This window comes from Micromonospora sp. C97 (assembly GCF_018070385.1).
GTDB lineage: Bacteria > Actinomycetota > Actinomycetes > Mycobacteriales > Micromonosporaceae > Micromonospora > Micromonospora parva.
The window spans coordinates 266,622-284,711 of the sequence record NZ_JAGPXU010000006.1 but is presented as its reverse complement, the minus strand read 5'-3'; the positions used below and the strand labels follow the sequence as shown (position 1 = coordinate 284,711).

At 72.4% G+C, this 18,090-nt stretch carries 15 protein-coding genes; 10 read left to right on the top strand and 5 right to left on the bottom strand.

Annotated features, from left to right (window positions below; all coding sequences use genetic code 11):
* The first annotated feature begins 167 nt into the window (after nucleotides 1-167).
* Nucleotides 168-1,082, top strand: coding sequence for an LLM class flavin-dependent oxidoreductase (locus KBX26_RS12465; RefSeq protein WP_030330064.1), 915 nt, complete (start codon nucleotides 168-170; stop codon nucleotides 1,080-1,082).
* 102 nt (nucleotides 1,083-1,184) lie between these two features.
* Here the strand turns inward: KBX26_RS12465 and KBX26_RS12460 are convergent, their stop codons facing one another.
* A complete protein-coding gene (locus KBX26_RS12460; protein ID WP_030330066.1) occupies nucleotides 1,185-2,426 on the bottom strand; it encodes a PHB depolymerase family esterase in 1,242 nt (413 codons plus the stop codon).
* 218 nt (nucleotides 2,427-2,644) lie between these two features.
* Between KBX26_RS12460 and KBX26_RS12455 the strand changes: the two genes are divergently transcribed.
* The 3 genes from KBX26_RS12455 to KBX26_RS12445 all read left to right on the top strand — a co-directional run bounded on the left by KBX26_RS12455 (nucleotide 2,645) and on the right by KBX26_RS12445 (nucleotide 5,644).
* Complete coding sequence (locus KBX26_RS12455; protein ID WP_210865456.1) at nucleotides 2,645-4,477, top strand: DUF2079 domain-containing protein; 1,833 nt, start codon at nucleotides 2,645-2,647, stop codon at nucleotides 4,475-4,477.
* A gap of 80 nt (nucleotides 4,478-4,557) precedes the next feature.
* Entirely contained in the window at nucleotides 4,558-5,199 is a 642-nt protein-coding gene (lipB, locus tag KBX26_RS12450; protein WP_210865455.1) for a lipoyl(octanoyl) transferase LipB, read from the top strand.
* 52 nt (nucleotides 5,200-5,251) lie between these two features.
* On the top strand, nucleotides 5,252-5,644 hold the full coding sequence (locus KBX26_RS12445; RefSeq protein WP_030330073.1) for a VOC family protein: 393 nt from the start codon (nucleotides 5,252-5,254) through the stop codon (nucleotides 5,642-5,644).
* Nucleotides 5,645-5,689: 45 nt separating this feature from the next.
* On the opposite strand, the gene aspS is transcribed toward KBX26_RS12445, so the two are convergent.
* Entirely contained in the window at nucleotides 5,690-6,976 is a 1,287-nt protein-coding gene (gene aspS, locus KBX26_RS12440) for an aspartate--tRNA(Asn) ligase (RefSeq protein ID WP_030330075.1), read from the bottom strand.
* A 445-nt stretch (nucleotides 6,977-7,421) separates the two neighbouring features.
* Here aspS and lipA point away from each other — a divergent pair, with 445 nt between their 5' ends.
* On the top strand, nucleotides 7,422-8,417 hold the full coding sequence (gene lipA, locus KBX26_RS12435; RefSeq protein WP_081883748.1) for a lipoyl synthase: 996 nt from the start codon (nucleotides 7,422-7,424) through the stop codon (nucleotides 8,415-8,417).
* Nucleotides 8,418-8,470: 53 nt separating this feature from the next.
* Nucleotides 8,471-10,147: a hypothetical protein gene (locus KBX26_RS12430; RefSeq protein ID WP_210865454.1), complete on the top strand. Its 1,677-nt coding sequence runs from the start codon at nucleotides 8,471-8,473 to the stop codon at nucleotides 10,145-10,147.
* Nucleotides 10,148-10,161: 14 nt separating this feature from the next.
* Here the strand turns inward: KBX26_RS12430 and KBX26_RS12425 are convergent, their stop codons facing one another.
* Nucleotides 10,162-13,212, bottom strand: a complete 3,051-nt coding sequence (locus tag KBX26_RS12425; protein ID WP_307857802.1) for an AAA family ATPase — start codon at nucleotides 13,210-13,212, stop codon at nucleotides 10,162-10,164.
* A complete protein-coding gene (locus KBX26_RS12420) occupies nucleotides 13,209-13,379 on the bottom strand; it encodes a hypothetical protein (protein WP_167337283.1) in 171 nt (56 codons plus the stop codon). The genes KBX26_RS12425 and KBX26_RS12420 overlap by 4 nt, the downstream gene beginning before the upstream one ends.
* Before the next feature lie 206 nt (nucleotides 13,380-13,585).
* Between KBX26_RS12420 and KBX26_RS12415 the strand changes: the two genes are divergently transcribed.
* A complete protein-coding gene (locus KBX26_RS12415) occupies nucleotides 13,586-14,272 on the top strand; it encodes a DUF4191 domain-containing protein (RefSeq protein WP_030330083.1) in 687 nt (228 codons plus the stop codon).
* Nucleotides 14,273-14,524: 252 nt separating this feature from the next.
* Here KBX26_RS12415 and KBX26_RS12410 read toward each other — a convergent pair whose 3' ends face one another.
* Entirely contained in the window at nucleotides 14,525-14,923 is a 399-nt protein-coding gene (locus tag KBX26_RS12410) for an RDD family protein (RefSeq protein ID WP_030330085.1), read from the bottom strand.
* A gap of 263 nt (nucleotides 14,924-15,186) precedes the next feature.
* Between KBX26_RS12410 and glnA the strand changes: the two genes are divergently transcribed.
* The 3 genes from glnA (at nucleotide 15,187) to KBX26_RS12395 (ending at nucleotide 18,058) form a co-directional block, all read left to right on the top strand.
* Nucleotides 15,187-16,611, top strand: a complete 1,425-nt coding sequence (gene glnA / locus KBX26_RS12405; RefSeq protein WP_030330087.1) for a type I glutamate--ammonia ligase — start codon at nucleotides 15,187-15,189, stop codon at nucleotides 16,609-16,611.
* Nucleotides 16,612-16,712: 101 nt separating this feature from the next.
* Complete coding sequence (locus KBX26_RS12400) at nucleotides 16,713-17,078, top strand: PadR family transcriptional regulator (RefSeq protein WP_030330089.1); 366 nt, start codon at nucleotides 16,713-16,715, stop codon at nucleotides 17,076-17,078.
* Nucleotides 17,075-18,058 (top strand): hypothetical protein, encoded by a 984-nt coding sequence (locus KBX26_RS12395; RefSeq protein ID WP_030330091.1) that lies wholly within the window; start codon nucleotides 17,075-17,077, stop codon nucleotides 18,056-18,058. The genes KBX26_RS12400 and KBX26_RS12395 overlap by 4 nt, the downstream gene beginning before the upstream one ends.
* Nucleotides 18,059-18,090: the final 32 nt, after the last annotated feature.

The window sequence follows — 18,090 nt, the reverse complement described above, 5'->3', positions numbered from 1 at the left end:
CCATTGACGTTGATCAAGAGGTTTGCGTCAGATTCCGGCTTCCGGATGACGCAAACCTCTTGATCAACAGGGTGGCGGGGTGGGGCTTCGCCCGGCCCCACCCTGGGTGGTTCGGCCCTCGGCAGAAATCGGCGGTCAGGGGGCCGGCGTGGGCCGAAGCTGGACCGATGGCGACTTTCTCCCTCCAGGCCACCCCGACCGACGCGGCGAGCTGGGCCGAGCTGGCCCGCCGGGCCGAGACCGCCGGCTTCGACGCCCTGCTCGCCGCCGACCACCCTGGCGACGTGACGTCACCGTTCGTGGCGCTGGCCGCCGCCGCCCCGGTCACCTCGACGATCGGGCTCGGCTCGTACGTGTCAAACCTCGGCGTACGGGAACCGATGCTGCTCGCGGCCGACGTGGCCACCCTCGATCTGATCTCCGGTGGACGGGCCCGGCTCGGTGTCGGCGCCGGTCACACCCCGGCGGAGTGGCGCGCCGTGGGCCGGGAACGCCCTGACGTGGCCGGTCGGGTCCGTCGTTGCGTGGCCGTCGCCGAGGCGGTCCGCGCCCTGCTCGACGGCGCCCCGGTCACCGTCGACACGGCCGAGCTGACGATGCGCGAGGCGGTGCTGCGCGAACCCCGGCCGGTGCAGGAACGGATCCCGCTCACGATGGGTACGGCGAACTCGGCCCTGCTGCGGTGGGCCGGCGCGCACGCCGACGTGGTCGGGCTGACCGGGTTCGGACGTACCCTCGCCGACGGCCACCAGCATGAGGCTCGCTGGCGGACCAACCAGATCGAGGCGCAGCTGGCCTGCGTGGCCGACGGCGCAGCCGGCCGGGCCGACCCGCCGGCGCTGGAGGCGCTGGTGCAGACGGTGATGGTCACCGACGACGCGGAGGCTGCCGCCGCGGAACAGGCCCGGCGCAACGGCATGACCGTCGCCGAGCTGTTGACCACTCCGTTCGTGCTGATCGGCACGGTGGACGAGATCATCACGGCGGTCGCCGAGCATGAACGGCGCTGGGGGGTGACCCGGTTCGTGGTTCGCGAGGCCGCGCTGGAGCCTCTCGCGCCGGTCCTGGCCCGGCTGACCTGATCCCACGCTGACGCCCCCGTTGATCAAGAGGTTTGCGTCAGATTCCGGCTTCCGGATGACGCAAACCTCTTGATCAACAGGGGCAGGGGTGGGGGTGGGGGGTCAGCAGCCGATCACCCAGTGGTTGGGGGCGGTTTGCTTGAGGGCGGTGGTGTAGAAGGTGTTGTAGAGGCCCATCCGCTGGTTGGAGCCGTTGGCGTAGGCGTAGCCGCCGGACTGGTACGCCCGACCGGCCGTCACGTGCGCGTAGTTGCTGGCCGTCACGCAGACCGGCGCGGTGGTCGGCGTGGGGGTCGGGGTAACGGTCGGGGTCGGCGTGGGGGTGGGGGTGGCCGTCGGGGTCGGGGTCGGGGTCGGGTTGGTGCCGCCACCGTTCAGACCGAAGAAGAGCGCGTCACGGTACGTCGAGCAGATGGTGTCCAGGAAGTACGCGGTGGCGGTGCCGCACTGTTCGGCTGCGGAGCCCGGGTCGACCGGGGTGCCGTGGCCCATCCCGGAGATCCGGTAGAGCCGCACGTCGTCGTTGCCGTACACCTCGAGGCTGGTGTTGCCGGGCAGCGACGAGGTGCTGGTCGGGGTCTGCGACACGCCCCGGACGTTGGTCCACTGGTCGCGGGACTCGGTGCCGTTGAGCGGGGTGACGGTGGTGTCCGAGGTGCCGTGCCAGATCGCCACCCGGGGGCGCGGGCCGGTGTAGCCGGAGTACGCGCCACGGACCAGGTCGCCCCAGGCGGCCGGGGTCTTGTCCGCACCCGGGTTCATGCAGCTGAACGCGTTGACCATGCTGGTGGCGCAGCGGTACGGGATACCCGCGATGATCGACCCGGCGGCGAAGACGTCCGGGTAGGTGGCGAGCATGACCGCGCTCATCGCCCCGCCCGCGGAGAGCCCGCTGACGTACACCCGGGAGCCGTTCACCCCGAAGTTCGCCTTGGCGTGGTCGACCATCTGCTTGATCGACAGCGCCTCGCCCTGGCCTCGGGTGGTGTCGCCCGCCTCGAAGAAGTTGAAGCAGGAGTTGGCGTTGTTGCCGGACGGCTGCTGGGCGACGATCAGGGCGAACTTCCACTGGTCGGCGTACTTCTGCCAGCCGGAGTTGGCGAAGTAGCCGGAGGCGTTCTGGACGCACCCGTGCAGCAGGACGACGGCCGGGGAGTTGGCCGGCAGGTTGTCCGGCCGGTAGGCGTACATGGCGAGGTTGCCGGGGTTGGAGCCGAAACCGGTGACCTGGGTGAGGGTTGCGGCCTGGGCGGGTGCGGCGATGGCGACCACGCCCGCGGCGGCGAGGGCGACCCCGGCGACCGCACCGAGCAGCCGGGTGAGGATGGACGAGGAGCGGCGCACGGCGGCCTCCTGAGGGGGCGGACTGTGAACTGGGTCACGGTCGAGTTGCCGAGACGTTACGACGGTGTGTCGCCGCCATGACATGGCGCACACTCACACATTCACGACGGACGCTGTGTACGCCGAACCATCGACGAGGCGGACCTAATCCGTCCCCAACGGTCCCGTCCTTGCAGGTCTGACCGGCCCGTCCAGGTCCGGTTGGTAACGTCCGCTGCGTGCCGTCCTCCCCGTCGCTGGCCACCGGGCCCGCACCCGCGTCACCGCCGCGCGCCGTCCGGAACCGCCGGGCCGACCTGATCGTCGTGCTGGTGGCGCTCGCGCTCGCCGTTTGGGTGACCAGTGGGCTGTGGCGGGACCCGAACGTGCGGACCATCACCGTCAACTCCAGTGACCAGGCGCTGTTCGAGTGGCTGCTCGCCTTCGGCGGGCACGCGGTCACCCACGGGGAGAACCCGCTCTTCACCTACCTGATCAACGTCCCGGACGGCGTGAACCTCGCGGTCAACACGACGGTCACCGTGTACGCGGTGGTCTTCGCCCCGCTCACGTACCTCATCGGGCCGCCGGCCACGTTCCTGGTGATCCTCACCCTGAACCTGCTCGCCACGGCGTTGGCCTGGTACTGGCTGCTGTCGCGGCACCTGGTCCGCAGCCACCTGGCCGCCGGGGTGGGCGCGCTGTTCATCGCCTACTCCCCCGGCATGGTGTCGCACGCCAACGCGCACCTGAACTGGACCGCCGGTTGGCTGGTGCCGCTGCTGATCTGGCGGCTGTTCGCGCTGCGCCGCCCGGGGCACTGGCTCCGCGACGGGGTGATCCTCGGCGTGCTGGTCGCGGTGGCCTTCTCGATCGCCGCCGAAGGGCTCTTCTTCACCGCGCTGGCGCTGGGCGTGTTCGTCGCCATCTGGGCGCTGCACCCGGCCAACCGGGCCGAGGCGCGCGCCGCACTGCCCAATTTCCTGCGCGGGCTCGGGGTGACCGCGGTGGTCGCCGGGGTGCTGTTGTCGTACCCGCTGTGGTTGCACTTCGCCGGGCCACAACGGTTCCACGGCACCGGCTTCGACCCGGTGATCCACTCCGAGGACATCGCGGCGTTCGCCGCCTTCCCGCGCCGCTCGCTGGCCGGCGAGGTCGGGTTGGGCACCTCGCTGGCACCCAACCCGACCGAGGAGAACTCGTTCTTCGGCATCCCGCTGCTGGTGCTCACAGTGGTCTGCTTCATCGCGCTCTGGCGTCGGGCCGACGCGCACCGCCGGGCCACCCTCTGGGCGTTGGGCGTCGTCGCCCTGATCTTCACGGTGCTCTCCTTCGGTCCGGTCGCCAAGGTCGACGGCCGACGCACCGACCTCCCCATGCCGTTCGACCTGCTCGGACAACTGCCGGTGGTGAATGCCGCGCTACCGGCCCGGCTGGCGCTGGTGGTCGCGCCGGTGGTGGGGCTGTTGCTGGCGTACACGATCGACCAGTTGCGCGCCGCTCCACTGCGGCACCGCTCCACGGAGCTGGCCTGGCTGGTCGGTTTCGTGGTGGCCCTGGCGCCGCTGCTGCCCACCCCGCTGCTGACCGACGAGCGGGAGCCGATCCCGGAGTTCATCACCTCCGGCACCTGGCGGGAGTACGTGTCACCCGACGGGGTGCTGACCCCGCTGCCGCTGACCGTGGACATCTACCCGGACGGCCAGCGGTGGCAGGCGTACGCGTTGTCGCACCGGCAGGGCGAGTTCGCCATTCCGGGAGGCTTCTTCCTCGGCCCCGGTGGGCCGGACGGCCGGGGCCGGATCGGTCCGGTGCCGCGCACCCTGAGCGCCCTGATGGACCAGGCCGGCCGGACCGGGCTGGTTCCCATCATCACCGACGGGTCGATCCGGGAGGTCCAGTCGGACCTGCGGCACTGGCGCATCGAGACGGTGGTGCTCGCCGACCAGGTGCACGGCGCGAAGTTCGAGGTGGACGAGGAGGCTCTGCGGCGTACCGCCACCGCCCTGTTCGGCGAACCGCAGCGGGTCGACGACGTCTGGCTCTGGCGGATCCCACCGGCTGACCGGTAGCCCCCGACCCCCTTGGTGATCTTCGCCGGTGAGGCGGCTCACCAGGGAAGATCACCCATGGCGGGACTAGGCTTGATGCCGTGACAACGACTACCCCCGGCCTGACGGCCGTTCGTGCCGGCCTGCTCGACTACCAGGCCGCCTGGGACGAGCAGCGACGCCTGCACGAGTCGGTGGTGGCTGGCGAGCGCGGCGACACCGTGCTGCTGCTGGAGCACCCCAGCGTCTACACCGCCGGCAAGCGCACCGAACCGTGGGACCGGCCGATGGACGGCACTCCGGTCGTCGACGTGGACCGCGGCGGCAAGATCACCTGGCATGGGCCGGGGCAGCTCGTCGGTTACCCGATCCTGCGCCTGCCCGACCCGGTGGACGTGGTGGCCTACGTGCGCCGGACCGAAGAGCTGCTCATCGACGTGTGCGCCGAGTTCGGGCTGAGCGCCGGCCGGGTCGAGGGGCGCAGCGGGGTCTGGGTGCCCGCCGACGACCGGGGGCCGGCCCGCAAGGTGGCCGCCATCGGCATCCGGGTGGCCCGGGGCGTCACCCTGCACGGCTTCTCGATCAACTGTGACTGCGACCTGACGTACTTCGACCGCATCGTGCCGTGCGGCATCCGGGACGCCGGCGTCACCTCGCTCACCGCCGAGCTGGGCCGCCCGATCGGCGTCGCCGACGTGCTCCCGGTGGTCGAGCGTCGGCTCTCCACCCTCGTCACGCTCTGAGCAGGCCCGGCCGCGCGCCGGGGTGACCGAGGGTCGGCCTATCCTCGGGCCAATGCAGATCGACCTCGTCACCGTTGTCGTCACCGAGTACGACCCCGCCATCGCCTTCTTCACCGGGGCACTCGGCTTCGAGTTGGCCGAGGACTCCCCGTCGCTGACCAACGACGGGCGACCGAAGCGCTGGGTGGTGGTCCGCCCGCCGGGCGGCGGCACCGGGTTGCTGCTGGCCCGCGCCGACGGCGAGCGGCAGGAGGCCGCGGTGGGCGACCAGACCCACGGCCGGGTCGGGTTCTTCCTCCAGGTCGACGACTTCGACGCCACGTACCGCCGGATGGTCGAGATGCACGTCGAGTTCGTCAAGCCGCCGCGCACCGAGCCGTACGGCAAGGTCGCTGTCTTCCGCGACATCGCCGGCAACCTCTGGGACCTGCTCGGCCCCGCCTGAGCCCCGCTGCCGGCCCACCCGATCGGATGGGCCGGCAGGGCAGCCCTACGGAGTCAGGCGGTGCAGGTCACGCGGGAACGCGGTGACCTCCCGGATGTTGGCCGCGCCGACCAGCCGGGCCACGAACCGTTCCAGGCCGATGGCGAAGCCGCCGTGCGGCGGCATGCCGTGCCGGAACGCGTCCAGATAGCCGGCGTACGGCTCGACCGGCTCACCCCGGGCCGCCAACGCCGCCAGGTAGTCGGCGTGCCGGTGCAGCCGCTGCCCGCCGGTGACCAGTTCCAGACCCCGAAAGAGCAGGTCAAAACCGTTCGAGTACGCGGGCCGCTCCGGGTCCGGGTGGGTGTAGAAGGGCCGCTTCGCCATCGGGTAGCCGGTGACGTAGAGGAAGTCCGACCCGTGTTCGCGGCGGGCCCACTCGCCCAGCGCCCGTTCGTGGGCGGGCGCGAGGTCCGGCTCGTCGGCGGGCGCGCCGGCGATCGCCAACGCCTCGGTGAAGTGCACCGCCGGGATCTCCGCCGGCACCTGCGGCGCGGTGACGCCGAGCGTCGCCAGGGCCCCGCCGGCCCGCTCGTCCACCGCGCCCAGCATGCCGGCCAGTGTGTCGCGCAGCACCCGCATCACGTCGGAGTGGTCGGCAACGAAGCCCAGCTCCGCGTCGAGCGACGTGTACTGCGCGAGGTGCCGGACGGTGTCGTGCGGCTCGGCCCGGAAGACCGGCCCCACCTCGTAGACACGTTCGAAGACGCCGACCATGAGCTGCTTGTAGAACTGCGGCGACTGGGCCAGGTACGCGGGCCGGCCGAACCAGTCCAGCGCGAACACGTTCGCGCCGCTCTCGGTGCTGGAGCTGACCACCTTCGGCGTGTGGATCTCCACGAAGTCGCGGGCGTCGAGCGCGGTCCGGAACCCGGCCACCGCGGCCGCCGAGATCCGCAGCGCGGCCGAGCGGGTGGGGTGCCGCAGCGCGGTGGGCGCGTGGTCCAGCTGGGTGGGCAGGCTCGCGGTGAGCGCCGGCCGGTACAGGTCGAACGGTGGCGGCGCGGCGGGCGGCCCCAGCGGACGTACCGTCGGGTCGGTCAGCTCGACCCCGGCGGGCGCGGTGCCGTTCGCGGTGGCCGTGGCGGTGACCTCGACGACCGTCTCCTCGGTGAGTTTCTCCAGTTCGGCGCGGACGGCCGGGTCGGTGACGACCACCTGGGCCAGGCCGGCGGCGTCCCGCACGATCAGGAAGGCCACCGACTTGAGCAGTCGGCGGCGGTGCACCCAGCCGGCGATCCGCACTGTCGTGCCGATGCTGGCGGGCAGGTGATGGGACAGGGTTCGTTGCATGGCGCGCTGCTCCTCGGTCGATCGCGACGCCGTCGCCGCCCGGGGGAAGCGATGCGTCGCATCAGCCCCAGGCAGGTGTGGGCGAGCGGGAACCTCGCGGTGCCACCACACCTTCACCCCCGCCGAAGCGGAGGCCTCGTTCGTCGCCTGATGACCGGGGCCAGCCGGGCGAGCTCTACTAGGCGTTTCGCCGTTCTGCCCGCAGCTCGGGAGGGTCTTCGCGCCCCGGCGCCAGACCGCCTCTCAGCACCGGCGGCTCTCTGCACTGGCGGGGTCGGGACGCTACTTGGCTCCGTCATCGCTGTTGGCGGTGACCGTAGCAGCCGAATCCCGCTCGTGTGACGCACATTTTCGACACCCCGGTGTCCGGCGTCACAAGGTTTGGGGCGTGACGCCGGTCGCCTGACGCACATAGACACCTGCCGTCGGGCGTAGGCTCGTTTTCGTGACGATCGAGCACTCCGCGCCGACGACCGGCCAGGCAGCGCGCACCGCAACGGCGGCCCCCGAGGGGCGGCGTCTGCTGCGGATCGAGGCGCGCAACGCCGAGACGCCGATCGAGCGCAAACCGCCATGGATCAAGGTCAAGGCCAAGATGGGCCCGGAGTACACCCAGCTGCGCGGGCTCGTCTCGCGCGAGGGGCTGCACACCGTCTGCCAGGAGGCCGGCTGCCCCAACATCTACGAGTGTTGGGAAGACCGGGAGGCCACCTTCCTCATCGGTGGTGACCAGTGCACCCGGCGCTGCGACTTCTGCCAGATCGACACCGGAAAGCCGGCCGAGTTCGACGCCGACGAGCCGCGCCGGGTCGCCGAGTCGGTGGTCTCGATGGGGCTGCGCTACGCCACCATCACCGGTGTCGCCCGCGACGACCTGCCCGACGGCGGCGCGTGGCTGTACGCCGAGACCGTCCGGCAGATCCACGCCCTGCAGCCGGGTTGCGGCGTCGAGCTGCTGATCCCCGACTTCAACGCCGTCCCCGAGCAGTTGGCCGAGGTTTTCGGCTCCCGCCCGGAGGTGTTGGCGCACAACGTGGAGACCGTGCCGCGCATCTTCAAGCGCATCCGCCCGGCGTTCCGCTACGACCGTTCGCTGGACGTGATCCGGCAGGCCCGCGCCGACGGCCTGGTCACCAAGAGCAACCTCATCCTGGGCATGGGCGAGGAGCGGGCCGAGGTCTCGCAGGCGCTGCGCGACCTGCACGAGGCCGGCTGCGAGCTGATCACCATCACCCAGTACCTGCGCCCCTCCCCCCGCCACCACCCGGTGACCCGCTGGGTCAAGCCGGAGGAGTTCGTGGAGCTGCGGGAGGAGGCCGAGGAGATCGGCTTCGCCGGGGTGATGAGCGGGCCGCTGGTGCGTTCGTCGTACCGGGCCGGCCGGCTGTACCAGCAGGCCATCGACGCCCGCGCCGCCGCCTCGGTCGTCACCGTCAGCTGACTCCGCCGGCAACGCCGCGCGGCCGTTCGACGTCCGGGTGTCATGATCCTGTGATGACCGTCGGCGTACGCGAGCAGCCGCGCGGCGCGGGCGCGCCCCGCCCGCGTCCCGGCGCACGTGCCAGCCTGGTCGGTTGGCTCACCGGGTTGGCAGTGCTCGCCGGCGTGGGTTACCGGCTCTGGCTGCTGCGGCAGGCCGCGCCGCCGACGAACAGCGACGAGGCCACCATGGGGCTGGCCGCGCTGCACATCGCCCGGGGCGAGGGTTTCCCGATCTGGTTCTACGGCCAGCAGTACATGGGCACGCTGGAGGCGTACCTGGCCGCGCCGGTGTTCGCCGTGGCCGGTGGGCCGTCGCTGCTCGGGCTGCGGTTGCCCACGCTGGCCCTGTACGCGCTGTTCCTGCTGCTGGCCTGGCGGTTGACGCTGCGGCTGACCGGGGACCGGTGGTTCGGGCTGCTGATGGTCGTGCTGCTGGCCCTCGGCTCCGACCGAATCGTCAAGAACCAGCTGATCGCCGGCGGCGGCTACCCCGAGATGAACGTGGCCGCGGCGGCGCTGGCCCTGCTCGCCGTGGACCTGGCCACCGACCGCCGCGGGCCGTCGGCCGACACCGGGCGGCAGTGCTGGCGGCTGGCGCGCTGGGCCACCTGGGGGTTCCTGGCCGGTCTGATGCTCTGGGTCGACCCGCTCGTGCTGCCGTACGTCGCGGCGACCGGGGTGGTCCTCGTCGCGTTCCGCCGCCGGGAACTGTGGGGTGCCGCCGGGGCGCTGCTCGGGGTGGCGGCCGTGCTGGGGGCGGCCCCGCTGCTGCTGCACAGCCTGCTGACCGGGCGCAATCCGCTGCACGCCGTGCTCGTGGCCAGCGGCGCGAACGCCAGCGCGGGCTGGGCGGACCGGCTGCACGGCGGTCTGGTGCTCGGCCCGCCGCTGGGCATGGGCTTCTGCGCTCCCGGCCAGTGCGCCACCTGGCAGCTGTGGTGGGCACTCGTCCTGCCGCTGCTGCTGGCCGTCGCCGCCGGCACCGCCTGGCGGGTCCTGCGCACCGCCGACAGTGGCCCTGCCGAGGTCGGCCCCGGCGCGGTGTCGCCCCGGGTGGCGGCGGCGGTCCGGCTGGCGCTCGTGCTGGCCGCGCTGGCCACCCTCGGCGCGTACACCGTCAGCAGTGCCGCCGGGCTCACGCCGGTGGAGAGTTCCCGCTACCTGTCCTGCCTGCTCGTCTCCCTGCCGGCGCTGCTCTGGCCGGTGTGGACGGTGGCCCGGCGTGGGCTGCGACCGGCGGCGACCGGCCGGCACGGCGTCCGGTCGACGGTGGCCCGCTCGGTCGCGGTGCTGCTGCTCGCCACCACCGTGGGTACCGCCGCTCACGCCACCTGGCGGGCGGCGCAGACCGTCGGGGCGACCCGGGCCGCCGAAGCCCGGCACGCCGAGTTGGTGAGCACCCTGCGTCAGCTCGGCGTACGGCACGTGCGCGCCGGTTACTGGACCTGCAACCGGCTCACCTTCGCCACCGCGGAGCGGGTGGTCTGCGCGGTCGTCGACGACAACCTCCGCCCCGGGTTCGACCGCTACCCCGCGTACCGGCGGGAGGTGGACAGCGCGACGGCGCCGGCCTGGGTCGCGCCGGCCGGCTCGCCGCTGGCCGGGGTGCTCGACGAGCGGCAGCGGGTCGCGCCGGGCAGCCTCGACCTGGTCACGATCGAGGGCTGGCGCATCTACCTGCCGCGCTGATCCCGCAGCCGCTGTCAGCGCGGCGCGGCGGCCTCGGTGAGCAGGCCCAGGCGGTGGGCCAGGGCGGCGGCCTCCACCCGGTTGGACACGCCCAGCTTCGCGATGATCCGGGAGACGTGCACGCTTGCCGTCTTCGGCGAGATGAACAACCGCTCGGCGATCCGGCTGTTGCTGTGCCCCTCGGCGACCAACCGCAGCACCTCCCGCTCCCGGGCGGTCAGCAGGTCCGCGCCGGCCCCGCCCCCGGCCGCACCGCGCAGGCCGACCCGCCGCGCCAGGGTGGTTGCCGCCTCGACCAGCGGCGCCGCGCCCAACCGCCGGCCGATCTCGGTGGCCTCGGTGACCGCAGCCGCCGTCTCGTCGCGTTCCCCGGCGGCGGCGGTCACCTCGGCCAGCGCGAGCAGTGCCCGGCCCAGCGGGTACGGCTGCCCGTCGGCCCGCCACGCGTCGACCGCCGCGCGCCACGCCGGCAGCGCCTGGTCGCCGACCGCGAGCAGCGCGCCGACCTGGGCGGCGTGCGCCCGGGCCGCCGGGTGCCGCGCCGGCAGGTCGGCGGCGAGCGTCGCCACGGCGGCGGCCAGCTCCCGGTCACCCACCCGGGCCGCGGTACGCGCGGCGGCGCTGAGCACCGGCCAACCCTCGCGGGGCAGCTGCGGCAGGCTCTCGTCGGTCACCGCGACGCGGGCCGCCCGGACCGCCTCGACCTTGTCGTCAGCGGCCAGCGCCGCCTCGATCGCCAGCTCGTGCAGGGGCAGCCGGTGGTTCGGCCACAGGTACGGCCGGTTGAGGAAGGTGAGCGCCCGGTCGACCAGTTCGTCGGCGCCCGGATGGGCGCGGGCCAGCCGCAGCCCGGCGCCCAGCTGGAGCCAGTGCAGCCCGGTCACACCCGACAGGTCGATCCGGGCGGCCTCCGCGCAGACCGCCTCGGCCTCGTCCCACCGGCCCAGCGCGATGAGCGCCTCGGCCCGGTTGGAGAGCAGGTACGCCCCGGTGGAGCGGCTGATCCCCACCCGACGCGCCTCGGTCGCCCCGGCCTCGGCGGCCTGCGCGGACTCGGCGTAGCGGCCCAACTCGCAGAGCATGTCCGACTCGAAGACCATGGCGAGCACCAGGGTGGGCGCGTCGCCGGCGGCACGGGCTGCGGCCGCCGCCTGGCTCAGCTCGGCCAGCCCTCCGGTGAGGTCCCGCTCGCCGTGGCAGAGCAGCGCGATCCGCGTCGACAGCAGGGCCACCTGCTCGCCGAGCGCCTCGGCATCGGCGGCGGCCTCGGCTGCCACCCGGGCCGCCTTCTTCGGGTCGATCTTGACCAGGTGGGTGGCGATGTCGGCCAACAGCCGAACCCGCTCCACGCCGGGCGGGCCACCGGCCGCCAGCCGGTACGCCTCGTCCAGCTCCCGGCTGCCGTCGCTCTTGCCGAGCAGGGCCATCAGTCGACCGCGCTGGTCCAGCAGGCGGGCGGCGCGCAGCGGCGCGGCGTCGGCGTCCACCTCGGCCAGTCCCGCCCGGGTCAGGGTGATGGCCCGACTGAAGTCGCCGGCGGTGACCGCCGCGTCCAGGGTCTGCTCCAGCAGCGCCAAGTGATCCATGCCGAGCAGGTCGGCGGCGTCCGGCACCAGCTCCCACAACTCCAGAGCCCGCTCCAGCAGTCGGCGCTGCTCGGCGTACGCGTACCGGTCGGCGGCGGCGCACGCGGCGGCTCGGGCGGCGACGAGGGCACGCGGGTGGTCGTGCGCGGCGTACCAGTGGTGGGCGATCTCGGCCGGGGCCCGGCCGGCGGCGACCAGGTGCGGCTGGGCCTCAATGGCGGCGGCGAAGCGGGCGTGCAGCCGGGCGTGCTCACCGGGCAGCAACTCGTCGTGCACGGCCTCGCGGACCAGCGCGTGGCGGAACTCGTAGTCACCGTCCGGGTCGGCCACCACCAGTTGGGCGGCGACGGCGGCGCGCAGCGCGTCCTCCAACTCGGCCTCGGGCAGCCCGGCGACCTCGGCGAGCAGGTCGTGGGCGAACCGGGTGCCGCCGGCGGCGGCGATCCGCAACACCCGCTGGGCCGGCTCGGGAAGCCGGTCCACCCGGGCCAGCAGCAGGTCACGCAGCGTCTCGGGGAGCGCCGCGCAGCCGATCGGGTCACCGGCGACGGCCAGTTCCTCGATGAAGAAGGGGTTGCCCTGGGTACGGTCGTGGACGTCGTCGACGGCGCGGGCCAGCGGTTCGGCGCCGAGCAGGTCGGCGAGGATCGCGGCGGTGCCGTCGCGGTCCAGGCGGCCCAGCTCGACCCGCTCCACACCCCGGGCCCGGTCCAGCTCGGCGAGGAACGGCCGCAGCGGGTGCCCGCGCTGCAACTCGTCGGTGCGGTAGGTGCAGACCAGCAACAGCCGGCCCGGCCTCGCCGCCCGGACGAGGAACCCGATGAGGTCGCGGGTGGAGCGGTCGGCCCAGTGCAGGTCCTCGATGATCAGGACCAGCGGGCGAGCGTCGGCCAGCCGCTGGAACAACTCGGCGACCAGGTCGAACAGGTAGCCGCGCGGGGCGTCGCTGAGTGCGGCGGCACGCGGTGCGGCCAGCGCCACTGAGGTGCGGCCCAGCTCCGGCAGGAGCGGGGCGAACTCCGCCTCGTAGCCGGCGAAGACCTCGGGGCCGTCGGCGCGCAGCACCGCGCGCAACGCGGCGGCGAACGGGGCGAACGGCAGACCCGCCTCGCCCAGCTCCAGGCACTGGCCGACGAGGACCCGGGCCGCGCCGTCGGTGGCCCAGCCGGCGAACTCCTCCAGCAGCCGGGTCTTGCCCACGCCGGCCTCGCCGCCGACCAGCACCGTGGTCGGCTCCCCGGCCCGCGCCCGGCCCAGCGCGTGGCGCAGGGCCGCGGTCTCGCGGTGACGCCCGACGAGGACGGAACTGGCGGCGCGCACTGTCACGTGTTCGAGCATGCCATGGCGGGCGACCGGGCCGACCCCGCCGATCGGCCGGTGGCCGGGCGGCGGGGTCGGATCGGGTCGAGCGGGCACCCCATCAGGTGCCGTGAACGTGGCGACCGCGGTGGAGGTGGCGGCCGCGCTGGGCGCGGTCACCGGCGGGCGTCGTCGGTGCGACCGGCCTGCCTGCGCCGGCCCAACCACCCACGGCTTACCGGACGTGACAGCGACCGGGCGAGCCGGTCGGCGGCCGCGTCGGCGCGCAGCTCGGCGGCGTGGGTACGGTGCAGGGTGAGCAGGAAATCGCTGTCGTTGCCGAACATCTCGGGCTCCTTCGGGCGTCGTCGTCTTCTGCTGACGACTCTCCGCGCGAAGGCCCCACCCGGGCATGGGCACGGCGCCTCATCTTCCCCGCCCACAGCCTCCTTACCCGGCCCGTCCGGGCGCGTACGGCGACGTAAGGTACTCAGCTGCCCGGGCACCCGGACGCGGATCAACCGGGCCGGCGGCGACCACTAGACTCTGCGGCATGGCAAAGCCCCAGGAGAAGGTCTCGTTCGGCCAGCGGCTGAAGCAGATCGGGATGGTGTTCCAGTTCACCGCCAAGCAGGACCGGTGGTTCGCGCCGTTGGTCGCCGCGGCGGTGCTGATCCCGCTCGCGCTCACCGTGGTCGCGGTCATCCTCTGGGGCTGGATCTGGCTGCCGCTGGGCATCCTGTTCATCCTGCTCGCGGTGCTGATCGTGCTCAACCTGCGATCCAACAAGGCGATGATGAACGCCGCCGAGGGGCAACCCGGCGCGGCGGCGCAGATCATGGAGAACATGCGCGGCGACTGGCGGGTGACCCCGGCGGTCAGCTCGACCACCCAGATGGACATGGTCCACCTGGTGATCGGCCGTCCGGGCGTGATCCTGCTGGCCGAGGGCAACCCGCAGCGGGTGCGCGGCCTGCTCGGCCAGGAGAAGCGGCGGCTGTCCAAGGTGATCGGCTCCGCTCCCCTGCACGACTACGTGATCGGGCAGGAGGAGGGCGAGCTGCCGATCCGCAAGCTCCGCACGACGCTGCTGCGCCTGCCCCGCGCCCTCTCCGGCAAGGACGTCAACTCGCTGGACAAGCGGCTCAAGGCGCTCACCGCCCGGCCGCAGATGCCCAAGGGCGCGATCCCGAAGAACATGCGGCCGCCAGGCGCCTTCCGCCAGTCGCGGGGCCGCTGACTCCTCAGTCGTACGCGCAAAGAGCCGGACCCGTACGGGTCCGGCTCTTTCGTCGTACACCCTCATCGCGCCCGCCCCGACGCGCCACCCACCCTTGCCGTCCCCATGCTCGATCTTGATCGTCAACCCACACCGCCTCGTCGATCATGGAGTTGTGGTGGGTGACAAAGTGCCCGTACAGCACCAAGCCAGGCACCACAACTCCATGATCGACCGAGTTCGGCGGCGCGGGGGGGGGGTGGGTCGGTTGGGTCAGCCGCGGGGAGCGTCGACGATGACCGAGTCGGCGAGGCGGTCGTGCAGGCCCCGGCGGTGCTCGTCCATGATCAGCGCGGGGACGACCAGGGCCAGCAGCAGGCCCCGGATCAGCCCCCGGAGCACGCCGATCCGGCCGCCGTCGTGCCAGTTCACGCAGCGGATCTTGGTGATGTACATACCTGGCGTCTGGGCGAACAGGCCGAGGAAGATGCCGTACACCAGGACCAGTACCAGCACCGGGGCCCAGCCGTCGCGTACCGGGTCGGCGAAGAGGTTGGACGCCAGCAGGCAGAGCACCCAGTCGATGATCAGCGCCCCGAACCGCCGGCCGAGGCTCGGCGCGGTGAAGGTGGGGTCGGTGGCCGGCGCTGCCGGGAGGTGCGGATTGGTCACAGCGCTCAAGGGTATCCGCGCCGGTATGAGGGTCTGCCGGGTGCCGCCGCCACTGTGTGCCGATTCCGGCCAAAGGCATCAGATGTCACTACACTGGCACAGTCGGTACGGCGTTCCTGGCGGGCCGCAGGCGTGGACACGGGCGTCGCTGACCCTCCGCGAGGGACGTAACACGGCAGAAACAACGGAGACACGGCCGGGCAACCCCCCGGCCCTAGCGTCGCCAGAAGCCTAGCCACCCCGTGGACGTGCCAGGAGGATGTGTGTTCGCCAACCCCGAGGAACTGCTGCGATACCTCAAGAACGAGGACGTGAAGTTCGTCGACGTTCGTTTCTGTGACCTGCCCGGCGTGATGCAGCACTTCAACCTGCCGGTCGAGTCCGTCAACGACGACCTCTTCACCGACGGCCTCGCGTTCGACGGTTCGTCGATCCGCGGTTTCCAGGCGATCCACGAGTCGGACATGCTCCTGCTCCCGGATGTCGCCACCGCGTTCATCGACCCGTTCCGCGCGCAGAAGACGCTCGCGCTCAACTTCTTCATTCACGACCCGTTCACCCGCGAGGCCTACAGCCGCGACCCGCGCAACGTCGCGAAGAAGGCCGAGGCGTACCTGGCGGCGAGCGGCATCGCCGACACCGCGTACTTCGGCGCGGAGGCGGAGTTCTACATCTTCGACTCGATCCGCCACGAGACCTCGGCGCACCAGTCGTTCTACTACATCGACTCGGTCGAGGGCGCGTGGAACACCGGCCGCGAGGAGCCGGGCGGCAACCGCGGCTACAAGACCGCGTACAAGGGCGGCTACTTCCCGGTTCCGCCGGTCGACCACTACGCCGACCTGCGGGACTCGATCGTGCGCCGGCTGGTCGACACCGGTTTCACCGTGGAGCGTTCGCACCACGAGGTGGGCACCGCCGGTCAGTCCGAGATCAACTACAAGTTCTCGACGCTGCTGCACGCCGCCGACCAGCTCCAGCTCTTCAAGTACATCGTGAAGAACGAGGCGTGGGCCAACGGCAAGACCGCGACGTTCATGCCCAAGCCGCTCTTCGGTGACAACGGCTCCGGCATGCACACCCACCAGAGCCTCTGGCTCAACGGTGAGCCGCTGTTCTACGACGAGACCGGCTACGCGGGTCTGTCCGACATGGCCCGCTGGTACATCGGCGGTCTGCTGCACCACGCGCCGTCGCTGCTGGCCTTCACCAACCCGACGGTCAACTCGTACCGCCGCCTGGTGCCGGGCTTCGAGGCGCCGGTCAACCTGGTCTACTCGCAGCGCAACCGGTCCGCCTGCACCCGCATCCCGGTGACCGGCAGCAACCCGAAGGCCAAGCGCGTCGAGTTCCGCGTTCCGGACCCGTCGGCCAACGTCTACCTGGCCTTCTCGGCCATGATGATGGCCGGCCTCGACGGCATCAAGAGCAAGATCGAGCCGCCGACGCCGATCGACAAGGACCTCTACGACCTCCCGCCGGAGGAGTGGGGCGACGTCAAGCAGGTGCCGGGCTCGCTGCCGGCAGTGCTCGACTCGCTGGAGGCCGACCACGACTACCTGCTCGACGGTGGCGTCTTCACCCCCGACCTGATCTCCACCTGGGTCGACTGGAAGCGCGCCAACGAGGTCGACCCGGTGCGCCTGCGCCCGACCCCGCACGAGTTCGCCATGTACTACGACTGCTGAGCAGTCACCGCACCACCGGCCGGGCCGGCTCCGCGTCAGCGGGGCCGGCCCGGCCCGTTTCGACCCCCCCGCCATGCCTTCGCGTCCGATATATTGCGACGGTGGACACACCGCTACGCGAACCCACCTTCCTGATCCTCACCGCGCTCGCCGCCGAGCCGATGCACGGCTACGGGCTGATCCACGAGGTCGCCGCCCTCTCCGACAACCGCGTGTCGCTTCGCCCCGGGACGCTCTACGGGGCCCTCGACCGGCTCGTCGACGCCGGCCTCGTCGAGGTCGACCGGGAGGAGGTGGTGGACGGTCGGCTGCGTCGCTACTACCGCCTCTCCCCCGGCGGCGAGACCACGTTGAGCGCCGAGACCGAGCGGCTGCGTCGCAACGTCGAAGCCGCAACCACCCAACTCTCCAAGCGGGCTCGCGCCGCCCGCCCCGTCACCCCGCGTACGGTCGGAGGGCTGGCATGAACGACCTGGAACGGCGTTACCTCCGGCTGTTGCGCGCGTACCCCGCCGAGTACCGGCGCGCCCGCGGCGCCGAAATCGTCGGCACCTACCTCGACCTGGCCGCCAGTGACCAACGCTGGCCCACACCGCCGGACGCCGCGGACCTGGTGCGCGGCGGCCTCCGCCAGCGGCTGCGGGCCGCGGGCGTCACCGGTCTGATTCCCGGGGTACGCCTCGCGGCGCTGCTGTCGCTCGTCACCGCTAGCGCTCTCGCTGGTGTGTGGGGTGCGGCAGAGCAACATCCGCCGCCCGCGGAGTGGGGAGTCCCGCACGTCGGCCCCTTCGTCTCGCTCGGTGTCGTCGCGTGGGCGGCATGGTTGCTGGTGGCGGTGGTGACGGCCGTCGCGCCGAGTCGGGTCGCCCGGCTGTCCATCACCGTCGCGCTCCTGCTCACCCTGGCGCTGCCGCCGGTGGCCGCTGTGCTCGACGCCCCCCGACCACCGCTGTTCGTGCTTCTGCCGCAGGTGGTCCTGGGCCTGCTCGGGCTCGCCCTGCCCGACCGACTTCCGACGGCGATCCGGCTCACGCCACTGCTGTCCGCACTGTTGACGCTGGTGGCGACGGAGTTGCTGGTCGGCTTGGACGCAGTCGACAGCTACTACGGCATCACCATGACGATCTTCCTGCCCTCCGTCGGCGGACTGCTGCTTGTCGTCGGGGCGCTGCTGGCGACGGGTTTGGCTGCGGGCGGGGACACCCGCGGCGGCTGGGCGCTCGTCACACTGCTCACCCCCGCCGGCTTCCTGACGGTGCCCGGCCTGGCTGACAGCCTCAACTCGGCACACGGTGGTGTCACCTTCACGGACCTGGCCGCGAGCGCGGTCGCCGTCGCGGTCGTCGGTCCGGCCGTACTGCTCCTGACAGTCCTCGTTCGCGCCCGCCGGCCTGCCACCACCCCGACCCCGAGCCGACAGTGCCCCACCTGTGGAACGCGGGCCTGACCGCTCATGATCGTGCTCGATCCTGGATGTAG